At 69.7% G+C, this 15,744-nt stretch carries 15 protein-coding genes; 9 read left to right on the top strand and 6 right to left on the bottom strand.

Annotated elements, in window-relative coordinates; genetic code table 11:
- Positions 1 to 33 precede the first annotated feature (33 nt).
- Positions 34 to 369: a winged helix-turn-helix transcriptional regulator gene (locus ACZ3I3_RS23355; protein ID WP_467367973.1), complete on the top strand. Its 336-nt coding sequence runs from the start codon at positions 34 to 36 to the stop codon at positions 367 to 369.
- A gap of 15 nt (positions 370 to 384) precedes the next feature.
- On the opposite strand, the gene ACZ3I3_RS23360 is transcribed toward ACZ3I3_RS23355, so the two are convergent.
- From ACZ3I3_RS23360 to ACZ3I3_RS23370, 3 genes are read right to left on the bottom strand one after another with little or no spacing between them, the layout of a single operon-like run.
- A complete protein-coding gene (locus ACZ3I3_RS23360) occupies positions 385 to 924 on the bottom strand; it encodes a cupin domain-containing protein (RefSeq protein ID WP_467367975.1) in 540 nt (179 codons plus the stop codon).
- A gap of 45 nt (positions 925 to 969) precedes the next feature.
- Positions 970 to 2,022, bottom strand: a complete 1,053-nt coding sequence (locus ACZ3I3_RS23365; protein ID WP_467367977.1) for a phosphotransferase family protein — start codon at positions 2,020 to 2,022, stop codon at positions 970 to 972.
- Positions 2,019 to 3,023 (bottom strand): C-terminal binding protein, encoded by a 1,005-nt coding sequence (locus tag ACZ3I3_RS23370; protein ID WP_467367979.1) that lies wholly within the window; start codon positions 3,021 to 3,023, stop codon positions 2,019 to 2,021. Before ACZ3I3_RS23370 ends, ACZ3I3_RS23365 begins: the two co-directional genes overlap by 4 nt.
- An 830-nt stretch (positions 3,024 to 3,853) precedes the next feature.
- On the opposite strand from ACZ3I3_RS23370, the gene ACZ3I3_RS23375 reads away from it, so the two are divergent.
- Positions 3,854 to 5,038 carry an MFS transporter gene (locus tag ACZ3I3_RS23375; protein ID WP_467367981.1) on the top strand — a complete coding sequence of 395 codons (1,185 nt, stop codon included), beginning with the start codon at positions 3,854 to 3,856 and terminating at the stop codon, positions 5,036 to 5,038.
- 174 nt (positions 5,039 to 5,212) lie between these two features.
- Here ACZ3I3_RS23375 and ACZ3I3_RS23380 read toward each other — a convergent pair whose 3' ends face one another.
- Positions 5,213 to 5,992: a fumarylacetoacetate hydrolase family protein gene (locus ACZ3I3_RS23380; protein ID WP_467367982.1), complete on the bottom strand. Its 780-nt coding sequence runs from the start codon at positions 5,990 to 5,992 to the stop codon at positions 5,213 to 5,215.
- A gap of 184 nt (positions 5,993 to 6,176) precedes the next feature.
- Between ACZ3I3_RS23380 and ACZ3I3_RS23385 the strand changes: the two genes are divergently transcribed.
- Entirely contained in the window at positions 6,177 to 7,211 is a 1,035-nt protein-coding gene (locus tag ACZ3I3_RS23385) for a LacI family DNA-binding transcriptional regulator (RefSeq protein ID WP_467367984.1), read from the top strand.
- Between the two features lie 86 nt (positions 7,212 to 7,297).
- On the opposite strand, the gene ACZ3I3_RS23390 is transcribed toward ACZ3I3_RS23385, so the two are convergent.
- Positions 7,298 to 7,891: an NADPH-dependent FMN reductase gene (locus tag ACZ3I3_RS23390; RefSeq protein ID WP_467367986.1), complete on the bottom strand. Its 594-nt coding sequence runs from the start codon at positions 7,889 to 7,891 to the stop codon at positions 7,298 to 7,300.
- 445 nt (positions 7,892 to 8,336) lie between these two features.
- Here ACZ3I3_RS23390 and eno point away from each other — a divergent pair, with 445 nt between their 5' ends.
- From eno to ACZ3I3_RS23420, 6 genes are all read left to right on the top strand, one after another.
- Complete coding sequence (gene eno / locus ACZ3I3_RS23395; protein ID WP_467367988.1) at positions 8,337 to 9,647, top strand: phosphopyruvate hydratase; 1,311 nt, start codon at positions 8,337 to 8,339, stop codon at positions 9,645 to 9,647.
- Between the two features lie 61 nt (positions 9,648 to 9,708).
- A complete protein-coding gene (locus ACZ3I3_RS23400; protein ID WP_467367990.1) occupies positions 9,709 to 10,713 on the top strand; it encodes a VOC family protein in 1,005 nt (334 codons plus the stop codon).
- 67 nt (positions 10,714 to 10,780) lie between these two features.
- Positions 10,781 to 11,332, top strand: coding sequence for a carboxymuconolactone decarboxylase family protein (locus ACZ3I3_RS23405; protein ID WP_467367992.1), 552 nt, complete (start codon positions 10,781 to 10,783; stop codon positions 11,330 to 11,332).
- Positions 11,333 to 11,462: 130 nt separating this feature from the next.
- Positions 11,463 to 12,569: an alcohol dehydrogenase catalytic domain-containing protein gene (locus ACZ3I3_RS23410; RefSeq protein ID WP_467367994.1), complete on the top strand. Its 1,107-nt coding sequence runs from the start codon at positions 11,463 to 11,465 to the stop codon at positions 12,567 to 12,569.
- Positions 12,570 to 12,723: 154 nt separating this feature from the next.
- Positions 12,724 to 13,632 (top strand): LysR substrate-binding domain-containing protein, encoded by a 909-nt coding sequence (locus ACZ3I3_RS23415; RefSeq protein ID WP_467367996.1) that lies wholly within the window; start codon positions 12,724 to 12,726, stop codon positions 13,630 to 13,632.
- Positions 13,633 to 13,823: 191 nt separating this feature from the next.
- Positions 13,824 to 14,690 carry a 3-hydroxybutyryl-CoA dehydrogenase gene (locus ACZ3I3_RS23420; RefSeq protein WP_467367997.1) on the top strand — a complete coding sequence of 289 codons (867 nt, stop codon included), beginning with the start codon at positions 13,824 to 13,826 and terminating at the stop codon, positions 14,688 to 14,690.
- A gap of 22 nt (positions 14,691 to 14,712) precedes the next feature.
- Here ACZ3I3_RS23420 and ACZ3I3_RS23425 read toward each other — a convergent pair whose 3' ends face one another.
- Positions 14,713 to 15,678, bottom strand: a complete 966-nt coding sequence (locus tag ACZ3I3_RS23425; RefSeq protein ID WP_467367999.1) for an AraC-like ligand-binding domain-containing protein — start codon at positions 15,676 to 15,678, stop codon at positions 14,713 to 14,715.
- Positions 15,679 to 15,744 lie beyond the last annotated feature (66 nt).

Raw genomic sequence — 15,744 nt, forward strand, 5'->3', positions numbered from 1 at the left:
ACATCAACTGCACTAATGGGCTACTCTCGAAAAGTGACCAATCCCTGCCTTCCTGAGTGCGGTGTCGCCCGGTTCCTCACCCTCCTCAACGGCCCCTGGGCCACCCTCATCGTGCGCGAACTCCTGCACGGCCCCCACCGCTTCACCGAACTGCGCGATGCCCTGCCCGGTATCAGTCCGCACACCCTGACCAGCCGGCTGCGCCAGTTCGAGACCCACGGCATCGTCACCCGTACCACCTACGCGGAGGTCCCCCCGCGCGTGGAGTACCGCCTCACCCCTCTCGGTGAGGAGCTGCGCGACGTCCTCGAGGCCATGGCCACCTGGGCTCAGGCGGTCCCCGACCCCGAGCCGGATGCCACGGTGTGACCGCACGAGCCCCGCTCAGATTCGTTCGCCGTCGTGCGGGACGCCGATGAGCACGAAGGCCACCGTGGCCGGTCGGTCGCCGTGGTTGCGCCAGGCGTGGCGGGTCCCGTTCTGGATCACGATGTCCCCTGCCGAGAGCCGGGTGCGGTGGCCGTCGTCGAGTTCGAGGACGATCTCGCCCTGCAGCACGATGCCGTAGTCGACAGTCGGCGTGGTGTGCATGCCGTCGGGCCCGATGAGTTCCGCGATACCGGGCGAGTCGGCCCGCTGCTCCCGGTCGAAGGCGACGGGGTCGAAGGCCGGGTCGGCCATCGCGGTGTCCGGTGGGAAGGTCAGCACGATGAACCGTGTGCCTCCTGGGGCCGGGAGCAGGCTGGTCACCTTCGGCGTGGGGTCCTCCCCCGCCCGGCCGACCGGTTCGCCGGGGTCGGTGGCCCAGGGCAGGCGGGACACCCAGCCCGGCAGGCTGCTGAATTCGCGGCTGCGCGGGACGGGGCCGTCGCTGACGACGACCGACCTTCCGTCCTCGTCGTGGCCGGTGACGACTCTGCGCATGTGTCTCTCCTCGGTCGGGTCCGCCGGACGCGTCGAACCCGTCGGTCAGTCGGGCCGGTCGGCGCCGGGCTCGGTCAGGGTCGTCAGCGCGGTGGTCCAGGCGTCCAGCACGTCGTCCACCGTCGAGGCCGGTGCCCGGAGCAGGGCGGATGCCGCCGTGCGGACGAACAGCCGGTGCCGGTCCTCCGTCAGGTACTCCACCGGGGACTTGCCGTCCACGCGGGCGAGCAGCAGCGCGGGCAACAGGGCGGCGGCTCGTGCCTCGACGGCAGGCCGGGGCTCCCAGTCGACGCACCGCACGTATGCCTCGGCCAATGTGCGCGCGGACCGCAGGAGGCCGGTCCGGTGCCCGGGCAGTACCAGGCTCTTGAGGAGCAGGTGGTTGACGCAGAAGGCGAGGTCGAAGGCCGGGTCTCCGTACCAGGCGCACTCGGCGTCCAGCAGCACGGGCCCCGACGGGCCGACGAGGATGTTCTTCGGGCTGACGTCACCGTGGACCAGGGCCAGGTGGGTGGCGGTCGTGCGCTCGGCGAGACCGTGCAGGATGTCGCTCAGGGCCGGGTGGGCTGCCGCGGTGGCGAGCAGGTACGGCTCGATGCGCAGTGCGTGGAAGTTGTCGTCGGTGGCGAACTCGGCGGCCAGGGACGCGTCGCCCGCGCTCGCCGCGTGCAGCATGCCGAGCGCCTCTCCGACGGCCGCCGCGGTCGTCACGTCCACCTCTCCGTGGAGCAGTTGCGCCTTCCACATCGGGTACCGCTCGGGGGGCAGATACGCCATGGCGAAGAGGCCGGCTCCGGGGTCGTGGGCCAGGAGCTCCGGCACGGTCTCCGGTCGGTGCCGGGACGCGAACCGCATCCACGCCCACTCGTAGGCGTTGCGCGACACCGGTGCCTGCCAGTCGGCGGCCACCTTGAGCCGGGCCAGGGCGCGCTTGACGCAGAGGGAGCGTCCCGGCAGGTCCACCCGCCACAGGTCGGACGAGACACCGCCGGCGAGCGGGGTCCAGCGTGCGCTCTCACCAGGGCGGGCGAGTCCATGGGCGGTCAGGAAGCCGGACAGCACGGAGTCCGGACATGCCTGCGCGGAGGCGGGACTCATCGCCGCTCACCCGCGCCGGTGGTCAGGCCACGGGGGCTGTTGCAGGCGTGGGCCGGCGGCTCGCCCGCCAGGATTCGTACGACTTCTTCGGCAGCGCGGCGGCGCAGCTCCGTCACCGAGGCGTCGGAGGAGAAGGCGACGTGGGGGGTGATCAGCGCGCCCGGCTGGTCCAGCAGCGCGGCGGGCACGTGCGGTTCGGACTCCAGTACGTCGAACGCGGCCGAGTCGAGGTGCCCGCTGTCGAGCGCCTTGACGACCGCGTCGGTGTCCACCAGAGGGCCCCTGCTGACGTTGACCAGCAGGCCGCCCGGTTTCATGAGCGCCAGCTGCTCGGCGCCGATGATGTGGTGCGTGCCGGGGGTGAGCGGCACGTGGAGGATCACCACGTCACTGCGGCGCAGCAGTTCCTCCAGGCCCGCCTGCTCCACGCCGGGGGCGTCCTTCGGCGGGTGGGGGTCGTGGGCCAGGATCCGGCAGCCGAACGCGCCGAGCTTGGCCGCGGTGGCCCGTCCGATGCGTCCGTAGCCGACGATGCCGCAGGTCAGCGTGGACAACCGGCGCAGCCGGGCGCTCGCGGGGTTCCATCGTCCGGCTCTGACCTCGCGGTCGAACACCGCCAGGCCCCGCGTCCAGGCGAGCACCATGCCGACGGCGTGGTCGGAGACCTCCTCGACGCAGTAGTCCGGGACGTTGGTGACCCACGCCCCCCGCTCGGTGGCGGCTTCCACTGCGATGTTGTCCAGGCCGACGCCGAGTCTGGCCACGATGCGCAGGTCGGGTGCGGCCCCGATCGCGGTGGCGGAGACGGGGGCCCAGCAGGTGAGGATTCCGGCGGGCCGGTGCTCGGCGACCAGTTCCTCGATCGCCTCGGCGGAGGCGGGTTCGGCGGGGCCGGTCACCAGGGTGTGGCCCGCCTTCTCGATGACGGATCGCTCGACGGAGTCGTCGGGCCAGGCGTAGTCGGTGAGCAGCACGGTGCCCAGACGGCTCGGTGAAGTCATGGCAGGTCGTCCTCGCAGAACTCGTACGGCCGCGGCAGGCGGCGAGCGTCAGGCCCGGTCGCGACCGGTGATCGGTGTGATCGCCACCCGCGAGTGGCCGGCAGCCTGTCCGACGGGACTGCCGGCCACCCCGGGTGGAGCGGAGAGGGAATTGAGTCGCTGGACTCGGTTCGATGCCGGCGCTCGCCGACTTGTGGTCGGTCCGGGCGTCGCGGTACGTCCCTGGAACGGGTCACGAGAAGCCGGGGCACGTCGCATCACTCTGTCATAGCCACGCGGTGCTAACGATAGCACCGAGGACTTGCGGGACGTCAAGGTTTCGGCATGTGCTCCTGGGACGACATCCTCCGGCGGGCCTCTGCCGCAGCCCGAATGCCGATACTCCTGGTGAAAGCGAATACCGGCGAAGAAATCCTCCCCTCACGTCTTGACTCGCCGGGTACTTGCCTCCATGGTTTCTGCCAGCGCCGACCGTGTGACCGCCAAGTGTCCGCACGATGTCCGGCCGTCGAAGACGCCATAGCCACGGACGTCCCCGACGGGCGAAGTCGGGCTGTATTCCGCTGACGGTGTCCGACCGCGCGGCAGCCCACCGCCCCCCGATCCGCCGGTTGTCGGCAGCATTTCGCCCTCGCCGGCACGAGTCCGTGTTCAGCTCACCGCTTCTCGTCACCGCCCGTACGCGCCCCGTACCGGTGGTAGCTCCGCCGCGGCACGCCGCGGCCCATTTCCTCTCAGGAGCCGCTATGACTCACGCAGCGCAAGTCGACACCAGTGCAGTGCCCGTCGGCGACGCACAGGAAAGCAGCCGTCCCCCCATTTCACGCGTCATGATCGGGGTCGGCTTCCTTCTGGTGGTCCTCTCCTACATGGTCAACGCGATGGACCGCCAGGTCTTTCCCCCGCTGCTGCCCGCCATCCGCGCGGAGTACGGGTTCTCCCTCGAGCAAGGCGGGCTGCTGGCGACGAACTTCACTCTCGGCATGGCCCTGGCGGGCCTGCCCGCCGGCTACCTGCTGGACCGCTTCCGCCGCAAGACCGTGCTGCTGGCCAGCATCGTGATCTACTCCCTGGGCACGATGGCCACCCCGCTGGCGACCGGATTCGCCGACATGACCCTGTACCGGGTCGTCTCCGGCTTCGGCGAGGGCATGCAGTCCGCCGCCATCTTCGCGGCGATCGGCGCCTTCTTCGCCCACCGCCGCGGCCTCGCCTTCGGCATCATCGGGGTGGGCTACTCCCTCGGCGTGTTCATCGCCCCGCTCATCGGCGTCCGCCTGATGAACGCGCACGGCACCTGGCACTCGCCCTTCTATCTCTTCGGCGCGGCCGGGCTGCTGATCGCCGCCGCCTCCCTGTTCCTCGTGAAGGCCGGCCTGACCGAGCACTCCGTGGAGAAGACCGTCTCGACCAGGACCTACGAGTACATGCCGGCCTCCCCCTACAACCGCAACACCATCGCGCTGGTCGTCCACTCGATCGTCAGCGGTGTGGCCATCTACGGGTTCCTCGGCCTCTACCCGACGTACCTCATCACCTCGCTGCACTACTCCCCCGAACAGGCCGCACTGGCCATGAGCCTCCTCGGCTTCGGGGGCATGACGGCCCTCTTCGGCGGCTGGCTCGGTGACCGCGTCAACCAGCGCACTCTGCTGATCGTGAGCCTGCTGGCCGTATCCGCCGTCAGCGTGTGCATCTACACGACACAAGCCGGAGTCGGCCTGCAGTGCGTGTTCGCCTTCCTCATGGGCGCCTTCGGTCTCGGCTTCATCTATCCGAACACCAACAACGCGATGCAGCGGGCCGTCCGTCCCGCGCAGATCGGACGCGCCTCCGGCCTCTTCGTCACCAGCTATTACGGAACGGCAGCCTTCTCGGGCCTGTTCTTCGCCGCCCTGGTGGACTCCTTCGGCTGGAGCCGGGCCGGGTTGCTGCAGGTCACGGCCCTGCCGTTGGTGGGCGTCGCCGCCCTGGCCTTCGTCCGCACCTCGCTGTTCAACAACGCGGTCCGCTGACGGGCCGGCTTCCCTGTCACCGGAGAACCCGTGTCGCACCAGCCGATCTGCTGGTGCGACACGGGTTCTCCGGTGACAGGGCGAGGTCCCTGCGCCGACACACCGCAGGGCCTGTTCCACCACCGAGCGGTGGAACAGGCCCTGGCGAGCGGTCACTTGGCGGGCATCCGCGGTTCAGCGGCTCTCGGCCACGACCGGGTTGCGCAGGACGCCGATGCCCTCGATCTCCACCTCGACCTCGTCCCCGGGACGGATCGGCCCGACACCGGACGGCGTTCCGGTCATGATCGCGTCTCCGGGCAGCAGCGTCAGGTAGCGGCTCAGATAGGCGACGAGGTCGGGCACGGCGAGCAGCAGGTCGGCCGTGCTCGCCGACTGTGCCACGGCGCCGTTCACCCGGGTCGTCAGTGCCAGGTCCGAGGGGTCGAGTCCGGTGGCGATGAGCGGTCCGAGAGGAGCGAACGTGTCCTGGCCCTTCCCGATCAGCAGTGTTCCGAAGGCGCTTTCCCTGCGCTGGACGATACGGTCGCTGACATCATTGCCGCATGTGTAGCCGAGGATGTACTCATGGGCCTCGGAAGCGTTCACATGGCGGGCTTCCTTTCCGATGACGGCCACCAACTCGCCTTCGAAATGAATGAGTTCACCGTCCGCCGGATAGACGATGGCATCGCCGGGTCCAACGACAGCGGTGCTCGGCTTCATGAAACACACGGGAACTTCCGGGACGTCCCGGTCGGTTTCGTCGACGTGTGCGGCGTAGTTGTAGGCGAACCCGAAGATCCGCGGCCTTTCGAGAGGCGGGAGAACGACCACGTCACCGACTTCGTCGACCTGCCCCGTGGGGAACATCCCGGTAAAGGGATCGCCTTCGCATCGCACGATCCTGGCGTCACCCTCTTCGAATTCCCCGTAATGGCGCGCCCCGTCGACGGCATACCTGACGATCCTCACGGAAACCTCCGCAACTAGGCAGCCGCAGACGGCTGCAAGGGCCCCTCCAGGAGTGCTAACGTTAGCATAAAGCAGTGATCGACTCCGACGTCCCCGCATTCCGACCGCGGAGCGCGAGGGGATTGCTATCGTTGGCACGCGGGAAGCAGTGGCACCGGACCAGTCGCCCGAGGGAGTCGCTTACGTGATCACGACCAGGGACATCGCCGAACGCCTCGGGGTTTCCGTCTCGACGGTCGGCCGGGCGCTCTCCGACGATCCCCGCATCAGCGAGGAGACCAAGTTCCGGGTCCGCCAGGCCGCGTCCGAGATGGGTTACGTGGGGAACCGTGCGGCGCGGATGATGCGGGGAGCGTCGAGCAACGTGGTCGCGTTGGTGATCCCGGACATCCGCAACAGCTTCTACTCGACCATCGCGCATCAACTGTCGAAGAACATGCAGGCCGAGGGCTTCCAGCTGATGCTCTCGGAGACCGACGACGACCGGCTGGTGGAGCTGCGCCACCTGCGGGAACTGTCCGCCAACCGCGTCGCGGGCGTCATCATCGTGCCCACCGCGCGCCCGCACGGCGACTCCGTCAAGCTCCTGCGCACCCTGCCGCACCTGCAACTACTGCGCCGTCACCCCGCCCTCGGCTCCCAGTGGTTCGGCGTGGACGATCACGAGGCCCTGCGTCAGGCCACCGCCCACCTGGTGGAGCTGGGCCACACTCGCATCGCCTATATGGGTGGTCCCGAGGAGCTTCCCACGGGCGCCGAGCGGCTGCGCGGATTCCGCAGCGCCCTGCGCGAAGGCGGCCTGCCGGACGACGCCGGGCGCACAGAGCTGTGGCCCCCCTCGTCCGTGGACCACGGCCGCCGGGCGACGCGCCGGCTGCTGGACGGCCCGGACCGGCCCACGGCACTCGTCCTGGGATCGACTCAGCTCACCCTGGGCGTGCTGGAGGAGTTGTCCGAACAGGGCGTGAAAGTACCCGGGGAGCTGTCCGTGGTCGGGTTCGGGGACGAACCGGGTTTCTCCTGGTGGGGGCCGGGCCTCACCACGACCGGCCTGCCGATCCAGGAGATGGCCACCGGCTGCGCACTGTGGCTGATGCGCCGCCTCAAGACCAAGCCGGACAACGACGGGCCGTACACGTCGGTCTCCCTCGGGTCGCTTGTCCTGCGGGGCAGCACGGCACCCCCTGGCGCGGTGACGACGGCCTCCGGGCGGGGCTGAGGCGCTGCCGGGCCCTCGGTTCGGGGCGGGGCCCCCACCCGACTTGCCCGGTCACTTCGGTCAAGCCGGTTCACGTCGGTACGTCTTCAGTGCGTTCCGCCACGCAACCCGCGCATGACGCCGGCGGTACGGGCGAGTTCATCGAGCACCTGCTCGGCGGCGGTCTCGTGCATCTTGCCGGGCCGGAAGACGCCCTCCGCGACGACTTCGTTGACGAACGGAATGCTCACGGTAGGACCGATCGGCAGCATCCTGAGGTTCGCCACCACCTGCTTGGCCATCTGCACCGCCCGGGTGCCCGCCGACACCCCTCCATAGCTGACGAACGCGGCCGGCTTGTGCTGCCACTCCACGACGAGGTAGTCCCAAGCGTTTTTCAGCGGGGCCGGGAAGCCGCCGTTGTACTCCGGGGTGACGAAGACGAACGCGTCCGACGCGTCCACGATCCGGCTCCACTCCACGGTGTGGCTCTTGGTGTACTGCCGCAGCGCCGGCGGGTGCGGCTCGTCGTAGAAGGGCAGAGCGAGTTCGCGCAGATCGACGAGGTGCGACTCGAACCCGTCGTGTTCCGCGGCCCTGGCGGTGAACCAGTCCGCGACGGATCTGCCGACGCGTCCGGGGCGCGTGCTGGCGACAACCGTGGTGAGGGTCATCGGCGTCGCCAAGGGTTCGGATGCCATAGGGGGCTCACTTTCGACGTCGGCAACGACCGGAGCCGGCGGACCCTGCCGGGGGTGCGACCAGATTGTGCGAACGATAGCACTCACGCCCAGGCGCGCCAACGCCGCGAGACGATCAACGGCCGCACCGATCCTGGGGTTGCCTGCCCCTTGACAGGACCGCCAGCTCTTCGCAGGATTGCGCTATCGTTAGCATTCTTCGGGCGCGATGGTCGGGCAACCCCGTGATCTCCCTGTGCCCCGGATTCCATCGCCGGCCGCGCCGGGACCACGAAGAGAGCTGTACGGCCCTTCTCCCGCGCCCGGCGTCGCGGTACTGGTCCGGGGTGTCGCACCGTCGGGTCCGCCCTCTCCCGCGATCCGTCCCGCCACGCCAGGCACGGACGCCGGCAACGGCGGCACCGGCCCGCGCTCATCGCTCCCCACTCCGAAAGGTCGCACTGTCATGACAGACACGCGGATCGCCAAGCTCCACGGTCGCAGGGTGTGGGACTCACGCGGCCGGCCGACCGTCGAGGTCGAGGTCCACCTCGCGGACGGCGCGATCGGGCGTGCCATCGCACCCGCGGGGGCCTCGACGGGGCAGGGCGAGGCGCTCGACCTGCGCGACGGCGGCAACCGATTCGGCGGGCTCGACGTCCGGCGCGCGGTGGCGTCGGTCAACCGTGAGATCGCGCCCGCTCTGCTGGACCTCGACGCGGCGGACCAGGAGGCCGTCGACCGCCTTCTGGTGGACCTGGACGGAACCCCCGACCGCGGCCGTCTCGGCGGCAACGCGATCGTGGCCACGTCCATGGCGGTCCTGCACGCCGGCGCCGCTTCGGCGGACGTACCACTGTGGCAGCACCTGGCGGGCGGGCGGCCGGTCCACATCCCGCTGCCGGAGATCCAGATCTTCGGCGGCGGCGCCCACGCGGACCGCCGCGTCGACGTCCAGGACTTCATGGTGGTCTGTCCCGCGGCACGGAGCTTCTCCGAGGCACTGGACTGGACGGCGGAGATCTACCGGGCGGCCGGGAGCCTGATGCGCGCCGCCGGCAAGGCCCAGGGCGTCGCCGACGAGGGCGGCTTCTGGCCCGCCTTCGACACCAACGAGGAAGCGCTGGAGACGCTGAGCCTCGCCATCGAAAGCGCGGGGTTCGCCCCCGCCACCCAGGTCGGCATCTCCCTGGACGTCGCGGCCTCGCAGTTCGGCAGTGCCGGCAAGTACACCCTGGCCCTGGACGACCGCACACTGGACACCGAGGCGCTGATCGACATGCTGGGCGGCTGGATCCGGCAGTACCCGATCCTGTCCGTCGAGGATCCGGTGGGTGAGGACGACCACGACGGAATGCTGGAGTTCACCCGGCGCCACGGCCGCCACTGCCAGGTGATCGGCGACGACTACCTCGTCACGAACGCCAAGCGGGTGGAGGCCGCGGCCACCGGCGGAGCGGTGAACGCCGTCCTCATCAAGCCGAACCAGGCCGGCACGGTCACGGAGGCGTTCCAGGCCCTGCGGGCCGGAAAGGAGGCCGGCTTCGGCACGATCGTCTCGGCCCGTTCCGGGGAGACCGAGGACATCACCATCGCCCATCTGAGCGTCGGCTGGGACGCCGGCCAGCTGAAGGTCGGATCCTTCACCCGCTCCGAGCGCATGGCGAAGTGGAACGAGGTTCTGCGCATCGAGGAGTCCCTCGGTGATTCCGCAGAATTCAGCGGCTGGTCCGCTTTCCCGTTCGCCGACCCCACGTCCTTTGCCCCCAGGCCATGAATCGGCTTCGGAGCATTAAGGTCATTCGAATTCCAAAGCCGATCCGAGCACGGAGACCAGCATGCTGCCACCCGTCAATCTGCGCCCGAGTTTCAACATCACCCGCTCCAGTCACGTCCGTCTCACGGTCGCCGATCTCGCCGAGAGCCGGAACTTCTACGTGAACGCGCTGGGTCTCGTCGTCAGCGACGAGGACGAACGCACCTGCTACCTCCGCGGCCTGGCCGAGGCGTGCCACCACAGCCTCGTGCTGGAGCTGGACGAGGAGGGGGCCGGATCGTGCAGGCGGGTCGGCTACCGGGTCTTCTTCGACGAGGATCTGGATCTCGCGTACGCCTGGTTCCGTGAGCGGGGGCTGCCAGCCGAGTGGGTCGACGCCCCCTACCAGGGCCGCACCCTGCACGTCAGCGATCCCATCGGCACCCCGCTCGAACTGTGCGCGCACATGGAGACCCGGCCTCGGCTGCACATCGACTTCGCCTCCTACAAGGGCGCCCACGCGCAGCGGCTGGACCACTACCAGATCTTCGCGCCCGACACCTACGAGCTGTGCGCGTTCTACAGCGAGCTCGGCTTCCGCAACTCGGAGTACCTGGAGCACGGCGACAAACTGCTGGGCGCCTTCATGTACCGCAAGGGCACCTGTCTGGACCTGGCGATCGTCGAGAACACCGGGCCGGCCCTGCATCACTTCGCCTACACCGTCTCCGAGAGCCGCGACATCTTCACCGCCTGCGACTGGGCGGGCATCCTCGGCTATGGCGACGGTGTGGAGCGCGGCCCCGGCCGGCACGGGCCGGGCGGGATGCTCTTCGTCTACCTCCGCGACCCCGACGGGCACCGGGTGGAGGTCTTCAACAGCCACTACCAGACGATCGACACCGAGATCGAGCCCGTCCGCTGGGACGCAGCGTCACTGAGCACCAACGCCCGCTGGGGTCTGCCGGCCCTGGAGAAGTGGTACTTCGAGGCGTCGCCCTTCCTCGGCGCGCCGCTGATCCCGCCGGCCGAGCTGCCGAAGCCGATGTCACTCGAACGCTTCCTGCTGGAGCAGTCCGCCCCGTGACCCGGTCCGGCCTTTTCACCCCTGCCCGGTCCGGCCCTTTCACCCCTGCGTCACCCGAGGAGACACCATGGCACGCGTGCCCTACCTGAACCGCGAGGACGCGGACCCGGCACAGAAACCCCTGTACGACCGGCTGGAAGCCGAACGCAAGGTACCGACGGCGAACATCTTCCTCGCCCTGGCCAACGCGCCGGCCCAGCTCGACGCCTTCCTGACCTACGCCAACTCGCTGCGCGCCGCCGATCTCAGCGCCCGCTTGCGGGAACTGGCGATCCTGACCGTCGGATACGCGACCCGGTCCGCGTACGAGGTCGCGCACCACCAGTCGCACGGGCTCAAGGCCGGACTCACCGAGGAACAGCTCGCGGCGGTGGCCGACTTCGAGTCTTCGGACCTGTTCGACGACACGGAGAAGGCGGTGATGCGCCTCGCCAAGGAGTCCACGCTCCAGGTCGACGTCTCCGAGCAGACCTGGCGTGCCGCCGCCGACCTGCTGACGGACCGGCAGATGGTCGAACTGTCCTTGTCCATCGCCTGGTACAACTCCGGCGTCCGCATCATGGGGCTGCTGGACATCGACCTCGAGGTAAATTACCCGAATCCCTTCCCGAAATCGTAGAACTCGGCGCCGTAAAGGCCCCTCAGAACGTGAGAAGTGACTGCCGAGCCGCCGGGACGCCGCCTCGGTCGCCGAAAAGTTTCCTCCGCCCCCCGACCGTCGGGACGGAGTATTTCCAAGGAGTATTTCGATGGCGAAAATGCTCGCTGCACGACTGCACGCGCTCGGTGAGCCGATGTCGATCGACAGCATCGACGTGCCCACCCCGCGGGCGACCGACGTGCTGGTACGGGTCAAGGCGTGCGGGATCGTGCCGAACATGGCCAACGTGATCAACAACTGGCCCACCTGGTTCCCGCACCAGCCACTGCCCGAGTTCCCCGCGATCTTCGGTCTGGACGCCGCGGGTGTGGTCGAGGCGGTCGGCGAGGCGGTGCTGCACACCAAGCCCGGCGACCGGGTGTACGTCAACCCGCTGCGCGGGTGCGGCAGTTGCCAGGTGTGCCGGGGCGGTGAACTGAGCCGCTGCCGCTACTTCACGCTGAACGGCTACTTCAGCACCTCCCGCGACGGCCAGCGGATCTTCGACCTGTATCCGTACGGCGGGTTCTCGCAGTACATGACCGCCCCCCAGTCCTCGATCGTCAACCTTCCCGACAACATGACGTTCGAGCAGGCCGGCAAGCTCGGCTACATCGGCACGTCCTACGGCGCCCTCAGGAACGCCGCCGCCGGCCCCGGCCAGGTCGCCCTCATCGACGGGATCACGGGCACCCTCGGTGTCGCGTCGACCCTGCTCGCGCTCGCCTCCGGCGCCTCCCGGGTCCTCGGGACCGGCCGCAACGAGGAACTCCTCAAGCGCGTCGAGGAACTGGCCCCGGGGCGGATCGAGGTCATGCGGCTCGGCGACGGCTCCACCGGTGAATGGGCCAAGTCCCGCACCGGCGGCGAGGGCGCCGACTACGTGATCAGCGCGCTGGGCGCCAAGGCCCCGGTGGAGACGATGCTCGACTCCATGCAGGGCGTCCGCCGCGGCGGCAGGGTCGTCAACGTCGGCGGCGTCGCCGACCGGCTGCCCGTGGACGTGAAGTGGCTCATGGACGAACAGGTGCAGTTGATCGGCTCCAACTGGTTCTCCACCGCACAGGGGCAGGAACTCGCCGACATGGTGGCCACCGGTGCCCTGGACCTGTCGTACCTGCAGACCAAGCCCTTCCCACTGGCCAGGGTCAACGAGGCGATCTCGGGACTCGAGGACCGCGACGGCGGATTCAGCAACTACGTCGTCATCCCCTGAACCGCCACCGGCCATGCTGCCGACGGCCCCTGCCCCATACTCACCCCGCGGCGATCCTGTTCTGCCCTGACGAGCGCCGCGGGGTGTTCTCACCACAGGCCGTACGCCCAGCCCGTTCCCTCCTCGGAACGGGCCCGGCGGGATGGAGGAGCCGATGGAACTGCGCTGGCTCGAATCGTTCGTCGTCGTCGCGGAGGAACTGCATTTCGCACGGGCGGCCGACCGTCTGCACCTGGCCCCCTCGGCTCTCAGCGCCCAGGTCAGGGCACTGGAGTCACACCTCGGTGTGCGGCTCATCGACCGCGGACGGCGTACCCGCCCCGCGCTCACCAGCGCCGGGCTGCTCTTCCTCGAGGAGGCTCGGCTGACCCTCGCCCAGGCCGCCCGGGCCGAGGCCATAGGCCGGCGCGCCGGTCGCGGAGAACTGGGTCACGCACAGATCGCCTACGTCGCCTCGGCCGCGTTCTCCGGGGTGCTCACCGACGTCCTCACCCGCTGCGCCGCTCCCGGCACCGAACTGACCGTCCAGGTCCGCGAGCTGGAGACACCCGCCCAACTGGAGGCGCTGGTCTGCGGGGACGTCGACGTCGGGTTCCTGCGCTTCAGGCCGGAGTACCCGCCCGAGGTCACGGCGACCCGCCTGCTCACCGAGGACGTCGTCCTGGCCCTGCCGGCCGGCGCCCCGCTGGCGGCCTACGAGGCGGTACCGGCTGCACAGTTGCGCGACGAGTGCTTCGTCGCCCCGCACTTCGACGAGGAGTACGGCTGCCGCGACCAGATCCTCGAAGTGGCGGAGCGAGGGGACTTCAGCCCACGGTGTGCTCCCCCGGTACGGGACTTCATCGCCGCTCTGACCATGGTCGGCGGAGGTCTCGCGGTCGCCCTGGTCCCCGATTCGCTGCGCCGCGTCCAGATCCCGGGAGTGGCCTACCGTCCGCTGGCCGACGTGGCGCTGACGACCAGTCTGGTCGGCGCCTTCCGCAGGGGCGAGACCTCGCCCGCGGTGCGCGGTGTGATCCGCCGTCTGCGGGAGGCGGCTGCCGCCACGGTCACCACCGGCTGAAGCCGCCGCTTTCCGGCACCGGCTCCTCTCGACGCGCCTGACCGACACCGTGCCGGCGCATGTTTGTGCGCGGAAAACGCATCATCGCAGCAGGTCAGAGGGGTTGTTCCCGGCCTAGTCTCGACACCGCGGCACAGGCCGTCACGGCGTCGGCAAACCGCCGTCGGACACGGGAACAGGCGGAGGAGCACATGACATCGATCAAGCACGTGGGCGTCGTCGGCGCCGGGCAGATGGGCCGGGGCATCACCGAGGTCTGCGCCCGGGCCGGGCTGCACGTCACCTTGTGCGACGTCACCGAGGACAGGGCCCGCGCCGGGCTGACGGGCGTCGCCGACTCACTGCTCAAGGCGGAGAAGCACGGCGCCATCGGCCCGGAAGACCGCGCCCACGCCCTCGCAGGAATCTCGGTCACCGCCGACCTCTCCCGGCTGTCCGGCGCCGATCTGGTGATCGAAGCCGCCGTCGAGGACGAGCGGGCCAAGACAGAGCTGTTCCAGCAGTTGGACAAGGTGCTCACCAACCCGTCCGCCGTGCTGGCCAGCAACACCTCCTCGATCCCCATCGCCCGGCTCGCGGCCGTGACCGGACGTCCTCAGGCGGTGGTGGGCCTGCACTTCTTCAACCCGGTCCCTGCCATGCCGCTGGTCGAGGTGATCCCCTCGATGCACACCTCCAAGGCCACGGAACAGCGCGTACGCGCCTTCGCCGCCGAGACCCTGGGCAAGAAGACGATCGTCACCGAGGACCGCGCAGGATTCGTGGTCAACTCCCTGCTGATTCCCTACCTGTTGGCAGCGGTGCGCATGGTCGGTTCCGGCGCCGCGACGGCCCAGGACATCGACACGGCCATGACCGCCGGCTGCGCCCATCCCATGGGCCCGCTGCGCCTCGCCGACCTCATCGGCCTGGACACGGTGGCGGCGATAGGCGAGGCCCTGTACGAGGAGTACCGCGAACCGCTGTACGCCCCGCCGCCGCTGCTGCGCCGCATGGTCGAATCGGGCCTGCTGGGCCGCAAGTCGGGGCAGGGGTTCTTCGACTACCAGGCGGCCTGAGGGCGCCGGCCGCCCCGAACCACTACGGCCGCTGACGCCGTCGACCAGCCGCCCGCGCAGCCCGTGGGCTCATGCCGTAGGCCGCTTTGAAGGCGTGGCTGAAGTGGGCCGGGTCGGAAAAGCCCCAGCGTCCGCCGATGGCGCCGACCGGAAGGTGGTCCATGGCCGGATCGGCGAGGTCGCGGCGGCACCGTTCCAGACGCTGTTCCCGGATCCAGCCCGAGACGGTGTGTCCCTGTGCGGCCAGCAACTTGTACAGGTAGCGGCGGGAGATGCGGTGGGCGGTCGCGATGCCTTCGGGGCTCAGCCCGGGGTCGGTGAGCCGCTCCTCCATGTAGTCGAGGACGCGCTGGGTGAGCACGTCCGGGCCGTCCTCCCCGGTTGTCCGGTCCGCCCCTGCCTGCTCCGCGAGCAGGGCTCCGATCAGGCCGACCACGTGGTCGGCGAGCCGGGGCGTGCCGGAGGACTCCAGGTGTCCCATCTGCCGCGCCAGCCCGTACAGGAGGGGCTGTACGACTTTGCCGAGCCCGTCGCGGCACGGCACCGGTCTCGCCGTCACCCGCGCCAGATCACGCTCCGTGATGCGCAGCATGGCGCGGGGGAACATCAGGACGAGGCCGGTGTGGGACTGCCGCAGGTCGTAGGTGAAGGGCGAGCGGGTGTCGTAGACGACCATTTCCCCCGGGCGCACCTGGGCCTGACGATCTTTCTGGGTGAGCACTCCCTGCCCGCTGAGCTGCAGCGTGAGCTGGAGGAGGTCGGGCGCGTCGGAGGCGATGTGGCGTCGGGTGCGCGCGACGCTGTGCGGTTCGGCCGTGATGACCGACATCTGTACTTGGCCCACCTGCGCGGCGTGCAGCGATGCGCGGAAGTCGGAGCACTCGCGTGGCAGGACCGCCATGGGGACGAGACTCCGGCTGACGGCGTCCCGCCAGGATTCCAGTCGCTCGCCGGCCGTGGCATCGCTCGGCGTCGTCATCCGGGGCATATGGCCCTCCTCCTGGCCGGAGTGTAGGACGCTCCGGGCGATATTCGACCCGCTCTGCGACCGGCC

The organism is Streptomyces sp. NPDC016851 (genome assembly GCF_055562795.1).